This is a genomic window from Psychrobacter sp. H8-1 (assembly GCF_904846575.1).
In the GTDB taxonomy this organism is placed as follows: Bacteria; Pseudomonadota; Gammaproteobacteria; order Pseudomonadales; family Moraxellaceae; genus Psychrobacter; species Psychrobacter fulvigenes.
Genome location: NZ_CAJHBG010000001.1, coordinates 1020043 through 1044514, shown reverse-complemented (window position 1 = coordinate 1044514; position 24472 = coordinate 1020043). Strand labels below are relative to the sequence as shown.

The following is a 24472-nucleotide window of genomic DNA, read 5'->3' as shown; positions in this document are numbered from 1 at the left end:
TCACCATTTAGAAGAATGCTACTTAAAAACAATACTATTAATTAAATTAAAAAACTATATATCTTCAGGCAAGCTTTGTACCGCAAGGCTTGCCGCTTCAATAGCACCAGCAATATAACCAGAAAACTGTGGCGACCATTCACTGCCTATCCCCATTAGGCAATCACTCCATACACCTGATATTGCCTTAGAAACAGGTGCCACCGCGTGCTGACCATCACTACTTGCGTCGGCAGTCGTTGCGGTGAATTTATCTTGTGACCAGTCTTTCAGGTACTCAGCTTTGGGCGTGTCTGCCTGCTCGCCAAATAGACGTACCAATTGCGCACGGCAATGTGCTTTTAACACCTCTTCAGAGACGCTTTGGCGTACGGAGGCAGGTACTCCTATAAAGCCAAACAACGCACCCCTGCCACCCATGCTAGAGGCATCATGAATCTCAACCATTGGCCCTTGCGAGCTACGCGCGGCTCCTGAGAGACCTAGCTCGCGCCAAAAAGCCGTATCGTAAACGGCAAAATACTTGGCATGGGGCGCCATCCAAGTCGCTGTGTTGCGCCATTGGGTTATCATATCGGATGGTAAGGCCGGCTCAAACGTTATGCTGTCTTCCACCAACCGTGGCGGTAGCGCCAGTAATACATGCTGCGCTCGCCAAGTCGTCACTTTCCCAGACGCGTCTTCGCTGGTTATCTCTGTGTGATCACCTGTTCTATGCAACCAACGTACAATTTGGCCAGTAAAAACACGTGAGGAATCAAGACGACGATATAAAGCATTAATCAATGCAGCCATACCACCGACTAGACGCATCGAAGGCGGTGAGCTTTTATAGCCTTGCATACGCACAGCAGGCTCGTTAGGAGCGCGCTCAACCATCATGTCGCCCTCTTCATACTGTGCAAAAGTCTCTAGCTGCAATTCATTGACCAGATCGCCCAACTGCGGCTGATAATCAGGCCAAAACCAAGAAGGTCCTAAATCAAAGCTATCTACCTCTTGTGCATTCTCAGATCCAAGATATTGTGAAATTGGTTGCTCTAAGGCTGAATCTTTTAAAAGCTTACTAGCGAGAATGCGACCGCCCAAAGTATCACGCGCTTCTAACAATATATAATCAATGCCTTTTTGCTCTAATAAATAAGCCGCATACAGACCGCTTAAACCACCACCGATAATTGCTACGGGTACACTTGTCGTATCTACTTTTTGCATAGGATTTTTCTTTTTATTATTTATTGAAAGCGCTTAACATCTTAAATTATGGATAACACTCTTTAGCTCATTAAACGTCTAAACCTTCAACATCCGCACCAATGACTTGAGCGAGATGTCCCGTTATAAGGTAGACGGTAGCGCCTTCCTCGCCTGCTTTTATTTGTGGCTGCGCACCTACGGGCCAGCGTAGCCAGCTACCTTGTTTATAGGTTTGATCGCCTTCTATCAAAGTGCCTTCTACTACTAACAGCTCTGCACCGCCTGCCACTGTTTGAGTCGTAAGATCTTCTGTGAACAACGTGTCACTTGCATTTAGACGCTGTAAGCTCACCTGTTCGCTATCATCCGAGAATAAAGCACAAACCTCACGTTTGCCGACTCGTTGCCAGTTGGCGCTATCGTGCGTATCGATAGCGACATGACGCTCTTCGGACGGTGACATCTGTCGCAGCTTAACAAAGATAACCGCACCTTCATCGCTATAAGGCGTATGGCCTGATGCTGGCGGGTTGCGTAGATACCAGCCAGCTGGATAATGCTTATCATCAGCAGAAAAAGTACCAGACAATACCAAAATCTCCTCGCCACCCGGATGCTGATGATGAGGAAAATGCGAGTTAGGCGCATAACGCACAAGGCTAGTCGCTCGCGCCTTCTCTGCGCCCACGCGATCAAGCATGACGCGCTCAACGCCATTCTGTGGAGATGTAATCCATTGATGTTGCTCAGTCGTTAGCTCAGCACGACGTAAAAAATCTGCATTAATTAACATAGGATATTGTCCAAATTCGGTTTGAGAGAAGCCAGCTTAAAAGTCCACCTTACCGCGTAAGGCTTTGGTTTTGCCGCGCTGCGTCTTTTGATCGACACGTTTGCGCTTAGCATTTCGGCTAGGCTTGGTGGGTTTGCGAGCTTTGGCGACTTGGGTTGATTGTAAGATAAAGGCTTTAAGACGTTCAAATGCATCAATCTTGTTGCGCTCTTGGGTACGGTATTGCTGAGCTTTGAGGACAAAGATGCCGTCTTTGGTGATACGGCTGTCTTTGCTGTCTAATAAACGCTGCTTTTGTACGTCACTCAGACTTGAGGCGTTGATATCGAAGCGCAGATGAATAGCAGAGGAGACTTTATTGACGTTTTGTCCGCCTGCCCCTTGAGCGCGGATGGCGCTAATCTCGACCTCACTATCGCTTAGGCTAATATTACTACTTATAAAAATCATAGTTGTCTTTTATTTCTTCTAAATAATTGGCTTTTAAATGGTTCTCTTCTATATGGGGCGTGGTTAAGCATTTATAAATGGGTATAAACACTAAAAAGCTCCTTATCTCATCAAGATAAGGAGCTTTAATTTATATCAGAATTTGACTATCAATCATAGATAAGCGCTTACTTAATACGCATATCACCCGTCTCGACAAAACGCTGATGCCATGACAGCGCTTCATTCAAAATATGCGGCGTTTGTAGGCCACCTGCTTTAGCAGCACGGTCATAGTAGTCTTGCAGCATTGGGCGATAATCTGGGTGTGAGCAGTTATCGATGATAGCCTTCGCACGTTGACGCGGCGACTTACCACGTAGATCAGCAAAGCCTTGCTCAGTGACGACAAACATCACATCATGCTCAGTGTGGTCGTGGTGCGATACCATAGGTACGATGGCTGAGATAGCGCCATCTTTGGCCGTTGATGGACTCACGAAGAACGAGAAATGCGAGTTACGAGTGAAGTCACCTGAACCACCGATACCGTTCATCATCTTGGTACCCATGATATGGGTTGAGTTGACGTTGCCGTAGATATCCGCTTCGATCATCGCATTCATCGCGATAATACCAAGACGACGGATCACCTCTGGATGGTTGGTGAACTCTTGTGGACGCAAGATAAGCTTGTCACTCAAAAACTCGATGTTGTCATTGAAGCGCTGTAGCGCATCTGGGCTAAACGACAGTGCCGTGGCCGAAGCTGATTTCATCTTGCCGCTCAGTACAAGATCAAGCATACCGTCTTGCAGTACTTCTGTGTAACCCATCAAGTCATCAAACGGGCTGTCTTGTAGACCCATCAACACCGCGTTTGCTACGTTACCCACACCAGATTGTAATGGCAATAGGTTCTTTGGTAGGCGGCCTTGTTTTACTTCATGATCTAAAAATTCAATGATTTGCGAAGCGATGGTCTTTGATTTCTCGTCTGGATCTGCAAATTTACTATTACGATCTGGCGCATCGGTCATGACGATACCGATGATCTTATCAAGGTCACACTCTAGATACGGCGTACCGATACGGTCGTCTGGTTTGACGATGGGAATCGGCTGGCGATGCGGTGGCTCACCGAGGTCTGCAGGGATGTCATGCATGCCTTCTAACAACATGCTTTGACGCGCGTTGACTTCGATGATGACTTTTTTAGCTGTTTTGAGCCATTGGTTATTGGTACCAATACCCATTGAAGGAATGATCTTACCGTCTGAGGTAATGCCTATCGCTTCAATCAAGGCGATGTCCATATCACCATAAAAGCCAAAGCGAACTTGCTGCTCAAAGTGTGATAAATGCATATCTACGTAGTGAGTGTTACCTGCGTTGATGTGGTTACGCATGGCAGGATCGGACTGGAAAGGCGCACGGAAATTCACACAGTTGGCTTCTGCTAGTACACCATCACAATCATGAGCAGTTGACGCCCCTGTTAGCATACCGATGCCAAACTCTTCGCCATTCGCATGAGCTTCTTTAGCACGGTTAGCAATAGCGGTAGGTACAAACTTTGGATAACCTGCGCCTGTGAACCCTGCGATACCAAGCGTCATTCCATTTTTTACAAATGAAGCGGCCTCTTCAGCCGACATGATCTTTGCACGCAAACCTTCGTGTTGAACGCGCGCTTCATGGTTAGTTGTATTCATACTGTTTTCCTAGTAACTTCCCTATTAAAATTAGCTCTCAATACATTACATTATAATGAATATAGTATTGAGGAAAATTTGAAACGAACCCGTTAACACGATTTCGTAGCAACATTTTGGACAATTTCAGCACAAAATACAAGTAGATTGGCTAAAGTATGGTCGATTTAATTCAATTCTTTCGTCTTATGCTCAATTAATAGCATTTAAGTTTCATTGGCGAGCCATTGAGCAAGCAGCTGATCTATCTCAACTTTGAACTCTCTGTCTTCAATTTTATTGGCGCTTATTTTGGCATTTTGCAGGCTCTTGATAGCAGCGTCCTTTTGACCCAATTCATATTGCAACTCAGCCATAGAAAAAGTAATCGATGCCATGTGATCTTTAGAGTTAATCGCAGTCGCTTTGCCGAGCGCTTTTTCATAAATCACCAGCGCTGCATCCAAATCCTCAGTGAAATCAGCGAGCGTTTCCCACTGCTCAGGATGATCTTTATCGCTCTTTTCGTTCTCAATACACAGATCTTTTAGCTGTGCATACAGCGCATCAAACGCCTGTTGGTCATTTTTGCTGTCAGCTTCTAATAGCTGCTCCGCTAACACATAAATGGACTTATATATTTTGGTATTAATCATGACTCGTGCCCTGTTATCAAAGGTATCATTTATGATGGCGTGTTTCGTTTAGGGTGATTATAGCCCAGATTGGAGAGTTAGGGCTGAGACTTTCACTCAGTCTATGCAATCATTGGAGTCTAAGGCAGTTTTATACCAAACCCAAAAAGTGCGATTAACTTTGTCAAACTTGCTAAGCCTACTAGGTGTAGTGCTTGCGCAGGTTTTCCGCGTTACTCTAATTTTTGGAGGTATTAGTACAAAATTGAGTATAAAAAAGAACACGATATCAATATCGTGTTCTTTTTTTAGCAGTGCCTAATTGTGAATGAGTTATGAATGATCAACACGCCCTAAGGCTTTGTCAAAACACCAAACACATTTTATGTTCTGTATTAAAAACTCACTACTTGAGTCTTACCATCAACCATCAATGCACCAATATCGGCAGGATCAGCGGCGGTCACACCATCGATCAATGCTGATTGATCCACCCCTTTGCCTGGCAAATACAGTGCGCAGACTTCGACCTTAGTCTTGGTGTTTTTCAAGACCATTTGCATGAGACCTTGTGGGCTCATGTTTTTGGGTGGCTGCCCTGTCGTTGCACTTGCAGGCGCATCACGTAACGCCATATCGCCTGCGGGACCACATAGTAGCACGCGAGTATCAGCGCCTTGTTGGGCTGATTGCATGGTCAGTACCATCGACATTAGCTGTACTTGGGCGTCGTCTGAGGTGACGTTAATCAATACCGATGGTGTCGGCGTTTTGACTTCAGGGGTGGCCTGAGCTTTTTGAGACATCGCATTGGTCGCGGTGCAGCCAACCATCAGTGAGGTCGCACCGATGGCTAGTGCAGTGGCAAGGATTTTTTTCATCATTCTCTCCAATTATCATCCATTATTAAAAAACTATCCATTATTCATTATTAAAAGGTATCAGCTAAAAAGTTATTGGCTTATTTGCAGTCTATCTTTTAATTACTCTTAAATATACATTATATTTAAGAGTATAACGTAAATTGGAGTGATACGCGAATTATACTGTCCAGTAAAAATCATTGATATCATGAGTCTCTGCTAGCTATCTTCTGCTATCAATCCCGATAAAAATGCCTGCAAGTTGTCATTAAGCTTTTGGATGTAATAGCCACCTTCAACCAGCACAATTAAAGGCTTGTTCAATTCTTTCATCTTTTGCGCTAAGATTTTGAAGCCTTCTGTACTGACTTTACATCTTGCTTCTGGGTCATCCTTGTAAACGTCAAACCCTAAAACATGAACGATGACATCGGGGTCAAAGGTCTTTATGCTCTCGATGGATTTATCGACATAAGCAAAGAATCCTTCCTCATCAGTGCCATGCGGCATCGGGAAGTTGATGTTATAGCCATAACCTGCGCCCTCGCCTTTCTCAAACTCATGACCAGTGACAGCAGGATAAAAGTTAACGGGGTCGCCGTGGACAGAAGTATAAAGGACGTCTTTGCGGTCATAGAATATCTCTTGAATACCTTGACCGTGATGCATATCGGTATCAATGATGGCTATTTTGGCGTATTTTTGCAGTAAGTGCTCTGCGATGATGGCAGCATTATTTAGATAACAGAACCCGCCTGCTGCACTCTTGCGCGCATGATGACCAGGAGGCCGTGAAAAGCAGAGCTGTATATCGCTATCGCCGCTGTCATCGTTGAGCAAGGCTTCAGCAGCATTGAGCGCTGTCTGCGCTGACCAGTAGATGGACGTCCATGAATGCTCGCTGATAGGCGCACTATCATCAGCTTGATATTTCGCTGCCTTTGCCATGATACCCAATCCAGGATTATCATAAGGCACAAAAATCCCTGTCTGCACTTGCTCCCCTAGGTCCTCATCCACTGCCATCCATTCATCATAGCCGTGCTTTAAAAACTCAACATAACCAAAATCATGTACCGCTAAGATGGGCCCGATTCCTATCTCTTTGGCAGTCGTCACCTCAAGCCCTAACGCTGCGGGTGCTTTTAACATCTCCACCATACGTTCTGGTATCTCTAGCGGCTCATGCATCTTTCCGTATGAAAAGTAAGGCAAGGGTCTATGCAAACTTAGATTTTCATGACTATATATCTTCACTCTATACACTCCGTTGTTTGGGATAAATTCCATTTATTATGTAGCAACCACTGAATATATGTCAGTGCCTAGACAGTGTCAAATGATATAAAACAAGTATTAAAGGCACGTTGTTTGTTCGATAGCATCTACTGATAGCGGCTCTACTGATAGCGGCTCCTTATGAAAACTTAGATTTTAAGTGCTTTATTATACAAAAAAACCGCATGATATCAGCATCATGCGGTTTCTCTACTCTAAGCGTTGTCTCTATTATTTCAAACAACTCATTTATCACCAAGCTAAGTTTTTTGTGACTAGGCCAGCATACCACCATCGACAACGACTGTTGCCCCTGTGGTATAGCTTGATGCGTCAGACACTAGATATAACACTGTGCCAGCCATCTCATCAGGATGAGCAACGCGCCCTAACGGTATCGCATGTAGCGCCATCTTTAAAACCTTATCATTAGTAGTCAAGGCGGAGGCGAACTTAGTATCAGTCAGACCCGGCAATAAGGCATTGACACGAATATTTAATGGGCCACACTCTTTGGCAAAGGCTTTGGTCATGCTAATCACTGCAGCTTTGGTAATTGAATAGATACCTTGCTTGTCACCTGCAACCAAGCCATTGACCGATGCGGTATTTAATATCACCCCGCCGCCCTGCTCGCGCATCATTTTTCCCGCCGCCGTCGACATAAAGAAATAACCGCGGATATTGACCTCTACCGTCTTATCAAAAGCTGCCAAATCCGTATCTAAAATATGCCCATAATACGGATTTGCTGCGGCGTTATTCACTAAGATATCAATCTGACCAAACTCACTCTTGATGTGCGCAAAAATCGCCTCAATTTGATCTATTTCTCCCACATGACAAGCAAAGGCACTGGCCTTACCGCCATCAGCATTGATGCTATCAGCGACTGCTTGGCACGCGTCGATTTTACGGCTAGAGACAATCACATGTGCGCCTCTTGATGCCAGTAGACGCGCGATAGACTCGCCAATGCCGCGGCTAGCGCCAGTAACCAAAGCAATCTTGCCTGTTAGATCAAATAAGTCCTTCATCGTATTTCCTTATATTTTTAAAAGTAAGTGTGGGTTTAAAGATAAGCTTTTTAGCTGTTTAGATGTATTAAACCGTCAAACTAAAACCAATCGGCTTGCATATCGGTACATACAGCATTGTCTTTATTTAACAGTTCAATATCGCGATTGATTAAGGGTAATTCCCAATCGATAAAGTATTTGGCTGCTTGGATTTTGCCTTTGTAAAAATTCTGCTTTTCGACATCTTGCGTGGCGCTGTCGTTAATTCCGCTTAGCAATTGCTCAGCTTTACTCGCTTGGCGAATCCAAATCCAGCTGACCACAATAGTAGCAAAGATATTCATCAATGCTTGCGCATTACCAGTCAATGTGATGGCTTTTTCGTTTTGCAGGATTTTGCTTAAATGCAGCAACACTTCATGCAGATGACCCATATAAGGCATCAATTTACCTGCCAATCTAGTAGTCTCTGGCGTACTGATACTTTCCAAGTCTTGGGTAATTTCACGTTTTAGAACTTGAATACCAAGCCCGCCTTTTTGCCACAGCTTACGAAATGACAAGTCTAACGCTTGAATACCATTTGTGCCTTCATGAATGGGATTGAGACGATTGTCACGCCAAAACTGTTCGGCTTGATACTCACGCGTGTAGCCTGCGCCTCCCAACACTTGGATACCCAAGTCATTGGCTTTCGGGCCATACTCAGACGGCCATGCTTTGAGTACTGGCGTGAGCAAGTCTAATAATTCTGACAGCTCGTTTTTGAGTGTTGCATCTTCACAAGTATTGATACGATCAATAAGGTTTGAGCCGTATAAACACAGTGAAATACCGCCTTCAGTATAAGATTTTTGCGCAAGGAGCATGCGCTTGACGTCACCATGATTGATAATCGCCGTTGCTGCATCTTCAGGTTTGTTGTTTGGGGCGATTCTGCCCTGCGTTCTGTCTTTAGCATAATCGAGCGAATACTGATAACCACGATAGCCAATCATCGCCGCGCCAAAGCCAACCGCAATGCGCGCTTCGTTCATCATTTTGAACATATAACGCAGACCAAAATGCTCTTCGCCGATAAGGTAACCCCGACACTCGCCTGTATCGCCAAAACTTAATGCCGTAGAAGTCGCCCCTTGGTAACCGAGCTTATGAATCAGCCCAGTTAAATGTACATCATTGCGCTCGCCGACCGATAAGTCCTCATTCAAGCGATATTTTGGCACGGCAAATAACGAGATACCTTTAACGCCGCCTGGACCGCCCGGCACTTTGGCTAATACCAAATGTACGATATTGTCAGACAACTCATGATCGCCCGCTGAGATATAAATCTTGCTGCCTTTTACACGATAAGAACCATCTTCTTGTTTGACAGCAGTGGTTTTGATATCGGCAAGCGATGAGCCAGCATGCGGCTCAGTTAATGCCATCGTTCCTGTGAACTCACCCGTTAGCATGCGCGGCATAAAGGCATCTTTAATCTCATCACTGGCGAAATGTGAAATGACATTAATCGCGGCAGTGGTCAAAAACGGATAAGCGGTGGTTGAGGGATTGGCGGCCATAAAATAGCCTGCCACAGCGGTCATCACGGTTTCCGGTAATTGCATGCCGCCATCGTCAAAGCTATAACGACCAGCGATAAACCCTGATTCACGAAACGCATCAAAAGCGACTTTTACATCGTCTATCATGCTGACTTTTTTACCATCGAACTGTGGCTCGTTTTTATCTGCCACATGGTTGTGTGGCAAAAATAGCTCGGTCGCGATTTTATTGGCAGTATCGAGTACCGCGTCGAAGGTTTCGCGGCTGTGTTCTGCAAACTTGGAATGCTTGGTTAAATTTTCAGTACCTAAGACATCATACAGTTGAAACGGTAATTCAAAGTCATTGATAAGCGTATCTGCTGCCATAATATTCTCGTTAACAAATTAAAATCAGTTATCAATCAATATTAGTATAATTTACCCCCTTACCGTATTGTCATTTATGACATAATTATGGTCAAATCAGACATACGCAACATACATTGTGAGAGATATCAGTCGAAAGACTCCATTTCGGATAAGTGTAAAAAAGGAAAGCACACTCATGCCCTACTTCAAACCTTTTACAGTCATCATTGTTGGTTTTGACGGGGTGCTCGGTAGCGCATTAACAGGTGCGCTGGATTTATTTTCGTTTACTGGTGTCAGTTGGCAACGCTTTTTGGGAGAGCGCGTCGAGCCTAGATTTAACGTGCAGATTGCCAGCCTAGGCGGCGTCGATATCAAATGCAGCAACCGCTTAATCATGCAAGCGCATTGTGATATTCAGGAAGTGACTGAATGCGACCTATTGTTGATTCCAACGATTGGCGATTCAATAGATAAAGTATTAAGCCAAAATAACGATTTAATTTTACATATAAAGCGGCTGGCAAACACCAAAGCTGATATTGCTAGTAACTGTAGCGGTGCATTCTTGCTCGCAGCCGCTGGCTTGCTAGATGGCAAAGTAGCGACAACTCATTGGGGCTATGCCAGTAAGTTTAAGGCGGATTTTCCATTGGTTGATTTGCAAGAAAACCAGTTTGTTACTCAGTCGAGGAGCCAGTCAAATAATCAATCAGGTAATATATTTTGTGCGGCAGGGGGCAGTGCTTTTTATGACTTGGCGTTATTGCTGATAGAACGCTATTGCGGGCGCGAGATTTCTACCCAAGTGGCAAAAACCCAAATTATCGACAGCAAACGCGGCAATCAAAACAGCTATACCAATGTGACCTTGCACAAACCGCATGCGGATCCACTGGTCAAGCAGGTGCAAGAGTTTATCGAACAAAACTTCACTCAGCCTATGCAGGTCAGCCATTTGGCTGCCATGGTCAATATCACCGCGCGCACCTTAAACAGACGCTTTCAAGCCTGCACAGCCATGCGCCCGATTGAGTATATTCAAGCAGTACGAATTGAGCAGGCCAAACGCTTATTAGAATCAGGTGAGGTAACGATAAAGTCGCTGGCAAGCCAAGTCGGTTATGAGGATAGCTCTTCGTTTACCCGTTTGTTCAAACGTGCCACCGAGCTGACACCCAAAGAATATCAAGATAAGTTTTCACGACTGGCGATTTAATAGCGCTTGTTAATAAGCGCTTCAAACAGATAAAAAGCAAAAAATCGGTCTGATATTCAATCAAACCGATTTTATTAATGTCATTATACAAACACTGTAGCGACGTTATCTTGGCAAATTACTAATACAGTAGGTGTGCCACTGACGTAATCACCACTAAGCTGATGAGTGTACGGAAAATGAAAATCATAAACAGCTCTAAGACATTAAGCTTAATATTTGACTTCAAAATCAGCGCACCAACCTCAGACATATAAATAATCTGGGTAATAGAGGCGGCACCAACGATAAATCGTGTCATCTCACTTTCAATACTCTTACCGACCAAGGCTGGCAAGTACATATCAGCAAAGCCCATAATCATTGCCGGTGCCGCTTCTGCTGCCTCTGGAATCTGCAACAATTCAAGCAGTGGTACCAGCGGTGCAGACAGCCAATTAAACACTGGCGTATATTCTGCAAGTCCAAGACCAATCGTACCAATAGCAAAAATAACCGGAATTAAACCAAAGTAGATATCAAATAAGTTTTTGATACTATTTTTAAACACACTACCTAAAGGTGGCATCGAGTGCGCGCGAGTCACAGCGCGATTAACCGCCCATTGATAGGTAGTGTACTGAGCAGGAATATCTTCATCCAACATACATTTACCAGAGTGGTAAGTATCTGGCTTTAATGACAACGGCGGTATACGCGGCATAATAATGGCTGCGATGAAGCCAGTTAGAGCAATCGTAAGATAAAAGAAAACAAAGTTATTATCTACGCCAATGGTTTTGGCAACGACATAAGTAAAAGCGATTGAAGTGACCGAAAAGGTCGTGGCAATAATCGCCGCTTCGCGCTGACTATAGTAGCTTTTATCATACTCTTGCATCGTCACTAGCAGACCGATAGAAGCCGCGCCAAACCAAGAAGACATGGCATCGACAGCAGAACGGCCGGGCAGTTTGAATAACTTGATAAATATCTTACTGGCCAGCGTTCCCAAAAACTCCATCAAGCCAAAATCCGTCAAAAACGGTAACGATAAAATGGCAAAAAAGAACAACGGAATCAAAATTGGAATCAAATCTTCAAAGATGACACCGCCAGTATTACGGTTGATAATAAACTCAGGACCCACTTGCAGAAAGATCATCCAAATGAACAACATACCCAAAAATCTTGCCGCAAGCCAAAACCAGTCCACATCGAAGAGCTTTTTTAACATGGAATCTTGATGTAAGTTAGGCTTTAGTACTTTGATCGCCAGCGCACCAATAAAGGAGGCCGAGACTATTGCCAACGCCACATAGATGACATAATCGCCCATCCATGCCTGCAAGGTGTCCGTTAATACACCTAATAAAATCGTAACTTTACCATCCCATTGAAACGGAATAATAAACAACGCTAGACCAAGCGCTGAGAACAATAAAAACTTCCACATTGACGCGCGCCATTGCTCTCCTTGCGGCGTTTTTGGATCAACAGCATTGTTGCCCAATACTGGCTGCTGCGACTTATTGATATAATTCGTCATTTAACTCCTCCTTGATAGGCGACGATCGCCAATTTTTCCATTTTGCTATCTGACCGATTCCTGGGTTTAGCGAATTGGTCGGATCCAAAGCTTTATAAAAATAATGTAATGCAGGTTTAGCAGTATAGATATGACCCACATTGTGTTCTGCGGGATACTCGATATGGCGCTGATCATAAAATGCCAACAGTTCATCCTTAAACGCTGCAGGATCAACATCAGGGTGTAGCAAATAATCTTGGTGCATGACATGACAAAAAAAATGACCCAGATAAAAGGTCTGTTTTACTTGGCTCTGTAGGTGTTTTGGCAGTACCTCGTCCCAATCTAGAGCATTCCTAGGCAAAGCGATATCTGTCGATAGCAACTCGCCAAACTCTGTGTGATTGAGGTTGTGATAACGAAACATCGCCGCCGTCGCAGCGCTGCGAAAAACCAGCAATGCCTGTGCTTCTATATCGGTACATATATGCAGTGCGCCTTGATGCTTCTGCATAAACGACTGCAAAAAGTCTTGCGCACTGACGATATTGTTATCTGCTACCTTAATAATCAGATGATAGCGATATGAGACAGACTGCTTAGCCAAGGACTTTGGTAGCGACGGCGGCATAAAGACAGACACCATCTGTAGCACACGATCTGGCAAGGTCTTTGGTAATCGCCACTTGTGCAGATAATAGCCAATCTTGGCTTGTAGCCGATACAACTCCCCTATCTTGCTGGCAGGTAATTTGCGCATACTAAGGCAAGTATCACGCCCGTAGCGGAGGGTAATGTCGTTATAATCTTTGTGCATATACTCTGCCAAAATAGGCAGATTCAAGTCACTCTTAAGCCACTGTTGTCTCAATGTGGTCAAGGTGTCCGCAGTATCGGTGGAGATATAAAAAGTCTGCTCTTGCGTAGGTTTTACAAATGTCGCCACTCGAACGGCGAACACGATCACCTTACCTGCTGAGCCAGAGGCTTCATACAAGCCATTGGGGTCGTTGTTGAATCTAGCAGGCGTATCAGCCTCGCAGTCGCGAACCTTGGTTTGATAGTGATAATTTGAGTTGGCTCTATCGGCTACCCTATGGTCTGAAGCGGCTAAAGCTTTATCAAATTGACCAGATTGTAAGTTGTGTAGTATCTCTTCTGGATGCGCGCCTAAATCAATCCCTAAATGATTGATTAACTTAAACTCTCCTGCAGCGTTACGTTTGGCAAATAGTGCCATTTCGGTATAAGCAGGGCCACGCTGCACCAACATACCGCCAGAACTATTACAAATACCGCCAATCACAGACGCACCGACACAACTAGAGCCCAGCACAGAGTGTGGCTCACGTCCTAGTGGTGCAAGTTTAGATTCTAGCTGCTGCAAGGTCGCAGCGGGTAACGCTATCACCTCTTTGGCATCATTCAGCAGATGAATACCACTGAGCGATTGCATAGACATCACTACCACAGGCCTGTCGTACTCACCAAAAGGTGTCGAGCCACCGGTTAGGCCAGTATTGGCAGCCTGAGCGATAACAATCACATCCGCTGCCGCACAGATATTAATAGCACGCCATAAGGCGACCAAAGCCTGCGGAGTCACAACTGCTGCTACTACTGGAGAGTCAATCTCTTTACCATCCTGATCAATGCTGACGTTATCAATCACCCCTCGCACATAGGCCTGCTGCTGACTGGGTTTTATCAGTACATTCTCAGCTCCAACTACGGCGGCCAAACCAGCTAGTAAGTCAGCCTGTATACTCGCTGGCTGACTAGCCGACTTGCGTGCCAATTTGCCAGATGAGCTATTATGATGTGGCTCCATAGACGTGCTTCCTTGAGCGACCAACACTCAGCGCATTTGGCCATACTTAACTAAAATAAGTAAATGACTCACCCATTTCAGCGAGAAAGTCATCTGCTTCATCAACCTCATAAATCATCGGTTGTTGGCCGCCTAAGTCCTGCTGCAATGCCCCTAATAGCTGTTGTTTGTCTGTAATTCTGCGATAGCCTGCGCCAAACCCTGCTGCCAATGACTCAAAGCTAGGCGTCTTGATATTAACCCCAATCAATGGCAGTCCTCGATCTTCCATATAGCTGCGGATTTCACCATAGCCTTGGTTATTCCACAGCAGTACTATCAAAGGAAGCTCTAGCTCTGCAGCACAAATCAGCTCAGGAATGGTGAATTGAATACCACCATCACCGATGAGGCTAATCACTGGCTTATTCGATCCAATCATGGCACCAATTGCGGCTGGCAGACCATAACCCAAAGTACCAAAGCCTGTCGCTGAGTTGAACCACTTGCGAGTGCCCAAAGCTTCAAAGCCGTGGTTACCGCTATAGACTGGCTGTGTGGAATCACCGACGATAATGACGTCTTTTATCTCATCTCGAAACAGCTTCAGTAATGCATTTTGACCCTTGAAGCTTGTTGGCATGGCTGCAATCATGGCCTGTTTTACTTCTGCCACACGCTGTGCAGCTTGATGATCTAAAGCTGTTGCATTCTCTAAGCGCTCGCACAGTCCACTAATTGCCATCTGTGCATCGGCTAACACTGCGATATCGGCTCTAAAAGGTCGCTGCAGCTGCTGAGCATCACAGTCGATGCGAATGAGCGTGCCGTTGATACGAAAACCACCATCAAACACAATATCGTAATCCGTTTCACCGAGTTCAGTGCCGATTGCTAATACCAAATCTGCCTCACCGATAAGCGCACGACCCGCCTCTAGCGACTGGTTACTGCCCAGACTTAACGAATGACCAGGTGGTAATAGACCTTTGGCATTAATGGTCAAAAAAGTCGGTGCATCTATCAGCTCTGCCAATCTTTTCGCATCACTATCGACATCTACGCAGCCACCACCGTAGAGTAACACTGGGTTTTTTGCCGTTTTTAGCTGCTCTACGATCAAGTCAAGCTGTGCAGGATTTGGCAGTGGTCTCATTATTTGATATGACATTAAGTCATTTGCGGCGGTTGGGCTGTGCGCAGGTGGCTTGGCCACATGACTGGCATCTGCGGTGATCACATCAATAGGCAACTGGATATGAACAGGTCCTGGTCGCGCACTATTAAATAGTGAAAAAGCTTCAGCGATGACCTTAGGTAGTGCCTCAGGCTGCCAGACAGTCTTACTGGTCAGTGCCACTTTACTGACCATGCCTTGCTGATCATGCAGTTCATGCAAGTGCCCTTCACCGCTGCCAGTGTCCTTAATTTTATTGACACTTGATATGACCAGCATCGGTATAGAGTCCGCTGCTGCTTGCGCCATCGCCGTCATGATATTGGTCATACCAGGACCAGTAATAATAAAACAGACCCCAACTTTACCAGAAGCGCGATAATAGCCGTCAGCCATAAACCCAGCGCCTTGCTCATGACGCGGGGTCACGTGGCGAATATTTGTGCTAGGCAGGCCACGATATAGCTCTACGGTATGTACACCTGGAATACCAAATACGGTATCTACGCCATAATATGCTAACCATTGCACCAACAGCTCACCGCAGGTCAGTGGTGGAATGGTTGGCTGTGAAGTCGATGCTTGAGTCGAATGCGTCATGAGTAAATCATCCTTAAAATTACACTGAGTATTCAATTGCTAATTAGTCGTCGTAGTCGTCACTGACTAGTTATTGTCTTGTATCATAAAGCTTGAGCAGTATGTATGAACGAGAAGTATCTACTATAGTTGATCCGCTCTAGAACAAGTACAGTACTATTGGAATGAGTTTTTCCGACGCCGCTGCAGGGCAACGCAAGCAAGGAAAACCTAAACCAACAGTACGATATTGAAGCTATGCTTCTTTTATTTTGAAATGACTATAACAAGTTACTTATAAAATCCAGCTATTAATAAACAGCTTTGACTTTGTCGTCGTAGCGCACGCCTGGCAAGATACAAAGCATCTCAAATAACAAGTTTGCCGCCAGCACTGATGTATTACCAAATGGATCATAAGGTGGTGACACCTCTACCAAATCACAGCCAACCACATCTAGTCCACGCATACCGCGAATGATTTCTATACCTTGAGTAGAAGTAAGTCCACCAATCTCAGCAGTACCAGTACCAGGGGCAAAAGCAGGATCAATACCATCGATATCAAAGCTTAGATAAACTGGGCCATCTCCTACTTTTTCTCTGACTTCTGCCATCAGTGGCACGAGCGACTTGTACCAGCACTCCTCAGCAGGCACAACGCGAAAGCCTTGCTGGGTTGACCAGTCAAACTCTTCAGCGCTATAGCCAGTACCACGCAGGCCGATCTGTACCACACGATTACCATCAAGTAAGTTCTCTTCCACCGCTCGACGGAATGGCGTGCCATGGGCGATTTTTTCACCAAACATCTCATCGTTGATGTCAGCATGAGCGTCTATGTGCACCAATCCGACAGGGCCATGCTTTTTTGCCAGAGCACGCAAGATAGGCAAAGCAATCGTATGATCACCACCCAAAGTTAACGGAATAGCGTCATGGCTGAGGATTTTTTCTGAATAGAACTTCTCAATGATATCGACACTTTTGAGAAGGTTGAAGGTATTGATAGGCACGTCACCGATATCGGCAACTTGTAGTGACTCAAAAGGAGCCGCGCGAGTAGCCACATTGTATGGGCGAATCATGCGTGATTCATCACGAATCTGTCTAGGGCCCAGTCTGGCACCACTACGGTTTGATGCACCTATATCCATAGGCACACCGACAAAAGCCGCGTCTAGCCCTCGCGCGTCAGCTTGAGTGGGCAGGCGCATCATAGAAGCAAAGCCGCCAAACCTTGGCATATCATTGCCACTTAATGGTTGATTAAATATCATAAGTCATATCCTTTGTCATATTTAACATCATAGTTATGGTGCAGCTCATGGAGAGCAGTCTTCCTTTTATATACATTCACAATACCTAAATATCGCTCAGCAAACCATGCTAAAATTCAGAAGTAAACTTCTGCTATTTCGTAGTAAGTCTAATTTATTACTTATAATCAGAAGTTATTGCTGTGTTGATGAGGCAAGTTTTCATAAGCAAATCATCAAAAACCTATCTTTCATAAAGCGTGGCAAATAATGTTTGATGAACTCATAAAAATAGACGTCAAAACCTTACGTAGCTTTATGGCTATCGTTGAATGTCAGGGCGTGACCGCCGCCCAATCTCGGTTAAATATTACCCCTTCAGTAATCAGTGGGCACTTAGCACATTTGGAGGATCGCTTAGAGATGACCCTTTGCCATCGTGGTCGCGGCGGCTTCAAGCTCACAGAAGATGGTATCGCTGTGTATGAAGCCTGCTTAAGCTTTCAAGAAGCAGTAGCAAACTTCGAACATCAGCTGCACTATATCCGTCAGTTGGACTCGGTGCGTGGCAGTCACATTCGCTTGTGTTTGATAGATCAGATGCCAACGTTTTTTTATGAAGCTTTGCGCCAAACACTGTCTGCAAGCTATAGTAAAAACCCACTGATACACTTCTCTATCGACGTGCAAAGTCCAGAGAGCATGTTAGAAAAACTGTTGAGTAACGAGAGTGACATTGGTGTGGGTTATTTTGGCAGTTTTCCACCGCTACTGACTTTTAAAAACGCATTTACTGAAACACAAGTTGTGTGCTGTGGGCATGAGCATGAGTTGTTTCATCAAGCAGATGAATTAACCTTTACCGCCTTGGAGCAAAACTATGCTTGGGTCAAAAGAGGCTATATCACCGATCATAAGATCAATCATATCCATCCTAAGACCTTAAGCGCTACTACCTACCACATGGAAGCCACAGCGCAGCTTATCCTTGCTGGTCATCATATTGGCTACCTACCAAATGATTTAGCAAGGCGCTATGAGGGCATGGGACTGATGAAAATTTTACTGCCTGACGAGGCAAGCTATGAAGTGCAGCACCATTGGGCCTATCGAGGCAATCTGCATAAGCAGACTGGGGCGTTTTTAGAGCAGATGACAGGACTGCTAGCCGATTGAGCCCCACTCTAACTGAACGATTGACAGTCAGTCTCAAGTATATAAATATAAAAAAAGGACACGATACAAATATCATGTCCTTTTTTATGTCACTATCGAGGTAGAGTGGCTATTCAGCAGCGATGGCTGTCATTTCAACCAACAGCTCAGGACGTGCCAATGCAGACTCGCCACAAGCACGCGCTGGCGGCTGTATGCCTTCAAACCAGCTGTCCCACACTTCATTCATTGCGGCAAAGTCTGCCATATCTTTTATCCAAACCGTCACTGAGAGTAGCTTTGATTTATCGCTGCCAACTTCTTCTAACAATGTTTGTATTTTCTCTAAACAAGTCAGTGTTTGCGCTTTGATATCATCTTCCGCATTGCCCACTTGACCACATAAATAAACGGTCTGGTTATGAACGACAATTTTGCTCATGCGTTGATTGCTATGGAACTTTTTAATCATGATTTATCCTTACTTTATTCAAATTTAGGATCAAACTATTTAGAAAAACGCGTCGCATTAAACGGCTTAACATCAACCGTCAATGGCTTATCATGAATCAGCTCTTCAACGAGACGTCCAGTAATCGGACCCAAAGTAAAGCCTTGATGACTATGACCAAAAGCAAACCATAATTTATCATGCTTGTCTGCTGGACCAATAACTGGCTTCATATCTGGCATACAAGGACGTGACCCTGCCCATGCTTCGCTCTCTACCACATCTTCTAATGGCAAGATTTTCTTAGCCAGTTTCAACACGGTTTTTAGTTGGCCAAAGTTCTTTGGTGCATTCATCGTGGTCATTTCAGCACCTGTGGTAATACGAATACCTTGCTGCATTGGCCCCATGACAAAACCTTTATCCATATCAAACATGCTGTGATGAATGGTGTTTTTTGCATGTACTTTGAAGTGCTGATGATAACCACGCATTGGGAATAATGGTAAATTATATCCTAACGGCTGTATTAACTCATTTGACCATGGGCCTGCTGCAATAACCAGATGATCACTATAGTAAGTATCATTATTAGTCACTACCTTCCAGCCTTCACCATCCTCACTGCTATCTGGTTGTATCTCTTGCACATTACTTTCAACTATCGTGCCTTGCATCTCTTCAAAGCTTTTGGCATAAGCTTTTACCAGGGCACTTGGGTTTGATACTTGCCATGAGTTGAGCCAATGAATCGCACCGACAAAACCGTCGAAGTTTGCGTTAGGCTCTAAGGCTTTTAATTCCTCTAAGCTCAGTACTTTATGTTCGACGCCTTTCTCACGATCAAGAATGGCTGTATCAACTGCTTTTTTTAGCGTCTCTTCAGAGCGATGCAGTTGCAACCAACCATCGCGGGTGATCAACTCGTCAGCGTTTGATGCTTCAATCATCTTTTGATGCTCACTGGTACAATGCGCAATCAGTGTCTGCCACTCTGACTCTATTTTTTTGACTGAGGCTGGCGTAGAATACTTCCAGTATTGCAGTAGCGCTTGGTGATAACGCAGCAAGGCTGGTATACGATAGCGAATATCTGTACCCTGATTGGGCAATACTCTTACCATTTCTGTGATCTGACGCGGGAATGGGTGCGTATGAACCGCTTCACGCTGAATCAATCCAGCATTGCCATATGAGGTTTCGAGTCCTGGTAGCTTTCTGTCCAACATCAGCACTTTTGAGCCGTTGTTTTGTAGATGCCAAGCCGCTGCCGTACCGACCATACCTGCACCAATTACAATAACGTCATAACGCATAGCCTATCCTTTTCTGGTAAGAATATAGAAGATTTAGGGGCTTATGGTAACGCATTTTGATAAATATTAAACCACCATTTAAAAGAAAATTTTGTTATCCGTTACTTTTGGTTATATAGCTTTGACTAACCTTATGACCTATATGAGATTTTGCTTTTACTTGCTACACCTAACGCTAATATCTAGATAATTCGGCATGTTATCTCATCTTTATTCTACTGGCTGGATCCTTACTTTATGAATCCTATTTTTATCGGTTACGGCTACTTGTTTTTAGCCATTATCTTCGAAGTACTTGGCACGTCCTTTTTGGTCAAATCTGAGCAGTTCACGCGCTTAGTCCCTACGCTATTAACAGCCATTCTTTATGTCTGCTCGTTTTACTTTTTGACCTTAACTCTCAAAACTCTCCCCTTAGGCATCGCTTATGCGATTTGGGGCGGCGTCGGTATCGTATTGGTCGCTGTTATCGGGGTAGTGCTATTTAGACAAAGTATTGATATACCAGCAATTATTGGTATCGCACTCATTATCAGCGGGGTTATTGTGATTAATGTCTTCTCAAAAACGGTGGGGCATTAGATGTGCGCCTATTTTTACCACCACACGGGATCATCACTCGCCAGCGCGGCTAAGCCTTTTTTGGACGTCTTGACCTCTACCTCATCTGCAGATAATTCAGCGATAAATCGTGATGGCTTATCAAAGTAGCCAGAATAACTGGCAAAGTAATCTGGCGCAGTCAGATACAGTCTGGTCTTAGCGCGGCTACAGGCCACATAAAACAGTTTACGCTCTTCTTCTAACTCTTCAAAGTCAGCCAATGAGCGATGGTGCGGCGTAATACCATCGACCAATGAGTTGACAAAGACCACTGGCCACTCTAGTCCTTTGGCACTATGAATGGTCGAAATCGTCACTTTATCTTTGTCATCCTCTTCTGGCTGTCTGGTCGTCGCCACTGAATCATTGGGTGGATCGAGCGCCAGATTTTCTAAGAAATTATCAAGGCTGTTGTATTCTGTGGCTAAATTTTTTAGCACCCGAAAGTCTTCATTGCGCTCACGCCAGTTTTCCTCTAGCGTTTTTAGAATAGGAACATAAAACTCTAAAACATGCTCAATAATACTCTCGACTGATTCTGCCTGACTGGCCTTTGTCAGAGTATGATACAAAGGCTCAAGTTGCTCACTTTTTTTGGCAAACTTTGCCGTGAGTAATGGCTCAAAAGAATTATTATCGCCATTAATCGCTTGGGTTAACCTGGTCGCGGTGACTACCCCTACTCCTTGGAACAAAGTTAGAATGCGATGCCACGCAATGGTGTCATTTGGGTTATAGAGTATTTTGATAAAGGCCAAGACATCTTTAATATGCCGTCTCTCAATAAACTTAATACCACCTACCACGATAAATGGAATGCCACGCTCCATAAACTCTAGCTGTACATAGTTGGACTGAAAGGACGTGCGGCACAGTACCGCAAAATCATTGTAATCGTGATCTGGTTTTAGCTCTATGATTTTATCAGCGATATATTTGGCCTCGCGAGTTTCATCACTCAGGCGGCTAAAGACGGGCTTACACCCCTCTATCGATACGCTAGAGTACAGCTGCTTTTGATATCCCAAGGTGATTTGCGCGGACAAGGCATTGATATAATTTAAAACAGCAGGCGTACTGCGATAGTTTTGCTCCAGCTTAATGAGTTTGGCATCAGGATAGGTCTCACCGAACAGTAGAATATTTTCGTAGTTTGCGCCGCGAAAAGCATAAATACTTTGATTGTCATCACCGACTACCATCAGTGATACCGATTCAGGCTCACAAATTAAATCTATCAGCTGTTTTTGCGGAATATTGGTATCTTGATATTCATCGACCATGATGTAGCGATATTGATTTTGTAGCATTTGGCGAAAGGTATCGTTGGTCTTTAAATGGCGCACAACTTGGCTAATAATATCGTCAAAATCATAAAGATGATTGGCACGCTTATACTCATGAAAATCAATTGCCAACTGCTCAATAATGGGAATGTGTACAGCGATATCAGGATAATTATTTTCGATTAAGTCGCGGATATGAATGCGTCTGTTTCTAGAAGTGGAGATGATATTTTGCAAGGTCTTTTTACGCGGAAAGGCTTGGCTTTTGGTCTGCGCAGGATACTTTTTCTCTTTATGAATTAAATCGATGGCATCCTCGCTATCGCCTGTGTCCAAGATAGTAAAGCGCGGGTTGATACCGAGCAGCCCTGAGTACTGACGCAATAGCATGTTGCAGAATGAATGAAAAGTGCCACTAGTGATATCATTTAGCATCTTACTGGTCGGTAGGGTATCTTTTGCAAAGTCATCGTCTGATAACGTATCAGCCAATAAGACTTTGGCGCGACTTTTTATCTCATTCGCCGCTTTACGGGTAAAGGTCAGTAGCAAGATGCTTTTGGGCGTCACCCCATTCTCTAACAAATAGCTGGTGCGATAAGTCAAGGTCTTGGTCTTGCCAGAGCCAGCACCAGCGATGACCAACACTTTCCCTTCAACAGTTGTGGCAGCTAGCAATTGGTTAGGATTTAGCTCGCTAGCATAGTCTACTTTTAACCCTAACTCACTATTTAACCTTTGCTTGAGCAGTTCAACATTTGCCTCATCACTAGCATCGATTAAATTAGCTTCTAGCTTTTTGATCGCCTGCTCCAGACGCGTAAGCTTGGGCTTAATCTCCATGAAGTTCTGCGGATAGTTGTAGCGGCATGTATCAAAGATCGTGGTCGTCATGGTAGAGATTGGCCTTTCATATAATGTACAAGCTCGTTATTTAATAAACTGGGCTTAGTGAATGAGTCGTTAATTTTAAAAACCTACCTGCCTGCAACTCTAGCAGAGTAGCATCGAATTATCATGGCTATCTTTTATGGCTAGACTTTATCTAGTCATAAAAGATAGTCGTCAAGTTTTGGGGAGTCATCAGTGCTGACCCAACCTCAAAGCGCTTTAAATAAATCATAAAAAACCTGTCACCACTCTTTATAAAGCATTGAGCAGTATAAAGAGTGCTAACAGGTTATTGAGTGGGTTCAACTTAAGTCAGAATCTGCTGATTGATACTCTAACGCCCTAATACGGCACGCGGGTCGATAGGATTGCCATTCAAGCGCACTTGGAACTCTAACGCTACTTGATTGGTTTGACCACTGCTGCCCATGTTGGCAATACGCTGACCACGCTGCACCGAATCACCCTCTTTCACCAGTAGCTGACTGTTGTGAGCATAAGCTGTGATATAGCTATCACTGTGGCGAATCATGATGAGATTGCCATATTCTGGCAGTCCATCACCCGAGTACAGCACCGTACCACTTTGACTCGCAAGGACAGGATCGCCCATCTTCCCCGCAAACCACATACCCATGTTGCCTGTCGAGGCATCAAAGTTACGAATGACTTGGTTACGGCTAGGATACTCATATCCTAGCGTAGAGTTCGCCGTTACTTGATAAGCAGGCGCTGCTGGGCTTGTCGTAGGCGGCGTATACTGCGGCTGTGGAGTCGGCTGCGTGGTGCCAACATTGTAGTTATTCGTACGAGCAGGACGCGCAGGAGTACCCTGCTCGCCGTGCCAGAGCTTGAGCCACTGACCAGTATAAATCGTATATTTACTATCAAGATTATTCAACGCACCGACTTGGCGATAGTTCAAACGGTAGCGCGAGGCGATTTGACTGACGGTATCACCGCGTCTGACGAGATGATAGTTAGGCACACCTTGGCTGTTTGTGATGATGGTAGGGCTTGATTGCGTAGGGCTTTGATAAGTCGGCTTAGTCGCACAGCCCGTCATTGCAAGCGCAATAGTACCAACCATGGCTGCTGTGGCAAGCTGAGTTTTAGAGGTAAGCTTTTTCATACAAGGTTTCCTATTCTTTATATTAGCGGCTGTTTAGAATTCATTTATAGTCAAGGAATTTTACAATCGCTACAAGGCGACCGACCGCAGATAGTACACTAAGTACATCTAGGACGGATAACACCGTAGCGGTTTAAAAGTGCTCCGACTATACTAGGACTGCTGATAGCTAAACAGCCCCTGCTCACGATCATTGTGTTGATTGCTTAAGGCGTGTTGAGGTATTTGTGCAGTCGCTATTATAGCCATAATTTACTGAGATTTATAATAAAAGC

20 protein-coding genes are annotated in these 24472 nt (G+C 44.6%); 3 read left to right on the top strand and 17 right to left on the bottom strand.

Going from position 1 to position 24472, the window contains the following annotated elements; genetic code table 11:
* Positions 1-54: 54 nt before the first annotated feature.
* The 9 genes from JMY01_RS04370 to JMY01_RS04330 form a co-directional block, all read right to left on the bottom strand.
* Positions 55-1215, bottom strand: a complete 1161-nt coding sequence (locus JMY01_RS04370) for an FAD-dependent oxidoreductase (RefSeq protein ID WP_201574389.1) — start codon at positions 1213-1215, stop codon at positions 55-57.
* Positions 1216-1285: 70 nt separating this feature from the next.
* Positions 1286-1990: a cupin domain-containing protein gene (locus tag JMY01_RS04365; protein ID WP_201574386.1), complete on the bottom strand. Its 705-nt coding sequence runs from the start codon at positions 1988-1990 to the stop codon at positions 1286-1288.
* Positions 1991-2026: 36 nt separating this feature from the next.
* A complete protein-coding gene (arfB, locus tag JMY01_RS04360; protein ID WP_201574385.1) occupies positions 2027-2440 on the bottom strand; it encodes an alternative ribosome rescue aminoacyl-tRNA hydrolase ArfB in 414 nt (137 codons plus the stop codon).
* Between the two features lie 167 nt (positions 2441-2607).
* Positions 2608-4134 (bottom strand): acetyl-CoA hydrolase/transferase family protein, encoded by a 1527-nt coding sequence (locus JMY01_RS04355; RefSeq protein WP_201574384.1) that lies wholly within the window; start codon positions 4132-4134, stop codon positions 2608-2610.
* A 206-nt stretch (positions 4135-4340) separates the two neighbouring features.
* Complete coding sequence (locus JMY01_RS04350; protein WP_201574383.1) at positions 4341-4769, bottom strand: tetratricopeptide repeat protein; 429 nt, start codon at positions 4767-4769, stop codon at positions 4341-4343.
* 374 nt (positions 4770-5143) lie between these two features.
* Positions 5144-5632 (bottom strand): hypothetical protein, encoded by a 489-nt coding sequence (locus tag JMY01_RS04345; RefSeq protein ID WP_201574382.1) that lies wholly within the window; start codon positions 5630-5632, stop codon positions 5144-5146.
* Between the two features lie 198 nt (positions 5633-5830).
* Positions 5831-6826, bottom strand: coding sequence for a histone deacetylase family protein (locus JMY01_RS04340; RefSeq protein WP_265089837.1), 996 nt, complete (start codon positions 6824-6826; stop codon positions 5831-5833).
* 338 nt (positions 6827-7164) lie between these two features.
* Positions 7165-7926, bottom strand: a complete 762-nt coding sequence (locus JMY01_RS04335; RefSeq protein ID WP_201574380.1) for an SDR family oxidoreductase — start codon at positions 7924-7926, stop codon at positions 7165-7167.
* Positions 7927-8006: 80 nt separating this feature from the next.
* On the bottom strand, positions 8007-9827 hold the full coding sequence (locus JMY01_RS04330) for an acyl-CoA dehydrogenase (protein ID WP_201574379.1): 1821 nt from the start codon (positions 9825-9827) through the stop codon (positions 8007-8009).
* A 178-nt stretch (positions 9828-10005) separates the two neighbouring features.
* On the opposite strand from JMY01_RS04330, the gene JMY01_RS04325 reads away from it, so the two are divergent.
* A complete protein-coding gene (locus tag JMY01_RS04325; protein ID WP_201574378.1) occupies positions 10006-11028 on the top strand; it encodes a GlxA family transcriptional regulator in 1023 nt (340 codons plus the stop codon).
* 121 nt (positions 11029-11149) lie between these two features.
* Here JMY01_RS04325 and JMY01_RS04320 read toward each other — a convergent pair whose 3' ends face one another.
* The 4 genes from JMY01_RS04320 to speB all read right to left on the bottom strand — a co-directional run bounded on the left by JMY01_RS04320 (position 11150) and on the right by speB (position 17384).
* A complete protein-coding gene (locus JMY01_RS04320; RefSeq protein ID WP_201574377.1) occupies positions 11150-12556 on the bottom strand; it encodes a YjiH family protein in 1407 nt (468 codons plus the stop codon).
* Positions 12537-14369, bottom strand: a complete 1833-nt coding sequence (dld, locus tag JMY01_RS04315) for a D-lactate dehydrogenase (RefSeq protein ID WP_201574376.1) — start codon at positions 14367-14369, stop codon at positions 12537-12539. Before dld ends, JMY01_RS04320 begins: the two co-directional genes overlap by 20 nt.
* Before the next feature lie 46 nt (positions 14370-14415).
* On the bottom strand, positions 14416-16125 hold the full coding sequence (locus JMY01_RS04310) for a 5-guanidino-2-oxopentanoate decarboxylase (RefSeq protein WP_201574375.1): 1710 nt from the start codon (positions 16123-16125) through the stop codon (positions 14416-14418).
* 290 nt (positions 16126-16415) lie between these two features.
* Positions 16416-17384, bottom strand: coding sequence for an agmatinase (speB, locus tag JMY01_RS04305; RefSeq protein WP_201574374.1), 969 nt, complete (start codon positions 17382-17384; stop codon positions 16416-16418).
* A gap of 249 nt (positions 17385-17633) precedes the next feature.
* Here speB and JMY01_RS04300 point away from each other — a divergent pair, with 249 nt between their 5' ends.
* Positions 17634-18539, top strand: coding sequence for a LysR family transcriptional regulator (locus JMY01_RS04300; protein ID WP_201574373.1), 906 nt, complete (start codon positions 17634-17636; stop codon positions 18537-18539).
* Between the two features lie 109 nt (positions 18540-18648).
* Here JMY01_RS04300 and JMY01_RS04295 read toward each other — a convergent pair whose 3' ends face one another.
* Both JMY01_RS04295 and JMY01_RS04290 read right to left on the bottom strand, forming a co-directional pair.
* Complete coding sequence (locus JMY01_RS04295) at positions 18649-18987, bottom strand: RidA family protein (RefSeq protein ID WP_201577197.1); 339 nt, start codon at positions 18985-18987, stop codon at positions 18649-18651.
* Positions 18988-19025: 38 nt separating this feature from the next.
* On the bottom strand, positions 19026-20285 hold the full coding sequence (locus JMY01_RS04290) for an FAD-binding oxidoreductase (protein WP_201574372.1): 1260 nt from the start codon (positions 20283-20285) through the stop codon (positions 19026-19028).
* Positions 20286-20522: 237 nt separating this feature from the next.
* Here JMY01_RS04290 and JMY01_RS04285 point away from each other — a divergent pair, with 237 nt between their 5' ends.
* A complete protein-coding gene (locus JMY01_RS04285; protein WP_201574371.1) occupies positions 20523-20867 on the top strand; it encodes a multidrug efflux SMR transporter in 345 nt (114 codons plus the stop codon).
* Positions 20868-20881: 14 nt separating this feature from the next.
* Here JMY01_RS04285 and JMY01_RS04280 read toward each other — a convergent pair whose 3' ends face one another.
* On the bottom strand, positions 20882-23068 hold the full coding sequence (locus JMY01_RS04280; protein ID WP_201574370.1) for an ATP-dependent helicase: 2187 nt from the start codon (positions 23066-23068) through the stop codon (positions 20882-20884).
* Positions 23069-23399: 331 nt separating this feature from the next.
* A complete protein-coding gene (locus JMY01_RS04275) occupies positions 23400-24197 on the bottom strand; it encodes a peptidoglycan DD-metalloendopeptidase family protein (RefSeq protein ID WP_201574369.1) in 798 nt (265 codons plus the stop codon).
* Positions 24198-24472 lie beyond the last annotated feature (275 nt).

Excerpts from the sequence above, each read along its gene's own strand:
- JMY01_RS04365 (WP_201574386.1), bottom strand. The coding sequence starts at position 1,990 with ATGTTAATTAATGCAGATTTTTTACGTCGTGCTGAGCTAACGACTGAG.
- JMY01_RS04330 (WP_201574379.1), bottom strand. The coding sequence starts at position 9,827 with ATGGCAGCAGATACGCTTATCAATGACTTTGAATTACCGTTTCAACTG.
- JMY01_RS04285 (WP_201574371.1), top strand. The coding sequence starts at position 20,523 with ATGAATCCTATTTTTATCGGTTACGGCTACTTGTTTTTAGCCATTATC.
- JMY01_RS04355 (WP_201574384.1), bottom strand. The coding sequence starts at position 4,134 with ATGAATACAACTAACCATGAAGCGCGCGTTCAACACGAAGGTTTGCGT.
- JMY01_RS04275 (WP_201574369.1), bottom strand. The coding sequence starts at position 24,197 with ATGAAAAAGCTTACCTCTAAAACTCAGCTTGCCACAGCAGCCATGGTT.
- dld (WP_201574376.1), bottom strand. The coding sequence starts at position 14,369 with ATGGAGCCACATCATAATAGCTCATCTGGCAAATTGGCACGCAAGTCG.
- JMY01_RS04325 (WP_201574378.1), top strand. The coding sequence starts at position 10,006 with ATGCCCTACTTCAAACCTTTTACAGTCATCATTGTTGGTTTTGACGGG.
- JMY01_RS04320 (WP_201574377.1), bottom strand. The coding sequence starts at position 12,556 with ATGACGAATTATATCAATAAGTCGCAGCAGCCAGTATTGGGCAACAAT.
- speB (WP_201574374.1), bottom strand. The coding sequence starts at position 17,384 with ATGATATTTAATCAACCATTAAGTGGCAATGATATGCCAAGGTTTGGC.
- JMY01_RS04300 (WP_201574373.1), top strand. The coding sequence starts at position 17,634 with ATGTTTGATGAACTCATAAAAATAGACGTCAAAACCTTACGTAGCTTT.
- JMY01_RS04350 (WP_201574383.1), bottom strand. The coding sequence starts at position 4,769 with ATGATTAATACCAAAATATATAAGTCCATTTATGTGTTAGCGGAGCAG.
- arfB (WP_201574385.1), bottom strand. The coding sequence starts at position 2,440 with ATGATTTTTATAAGTAGTAATATTAGCCTAAGCGATAGTGAGGTCGAG.
- JMY01_RS04310 (WP_201574375.1), bottom strand. The coding sequence starts at position 16,125 with ATGACGCATTCGACTCAAGCATCGACTTCACAGCCAACCATTCCACCA.
- JMY01_RS04280 (WP_201574370.1), bottom strand. The coding sequence starts at position 23,068 with ATGACGACCACGATCTTTGATACATGCCGCTACAACTATCCGCAGAAC.
- JMY01_RS04335 (WP_201574380.1), bottom strand. The coding sequence starts at position 7,926 with ATGAAGGACTTATTTGATCTAACAGGCAAGATTGCTTTGGTTACTGGC.
- JMY01_RS04290 (WP_201574372.1), bottom strand. The coding sequence starts at position 20,285 with ATGCGTTATGACGTTATTGTAATTGGTGCAGGTATGGTCGGTACGGCA.
- JMY01_RS04345 (WP_201574382.1), bottom strand. The coding sequence starts at position 5,632 with ATGATGAAAAAAATCCTTGCCACTGCACTAGCCATCGGTGCGACCTCA.
- JMY01_RS04370 (WP_201574389.1), bottom strand. The coding sequence starts at position 1,215 with ATGCAAAAAGTAGATACGACAAGTGTACCCGTAGCAATTATCGGTGGT.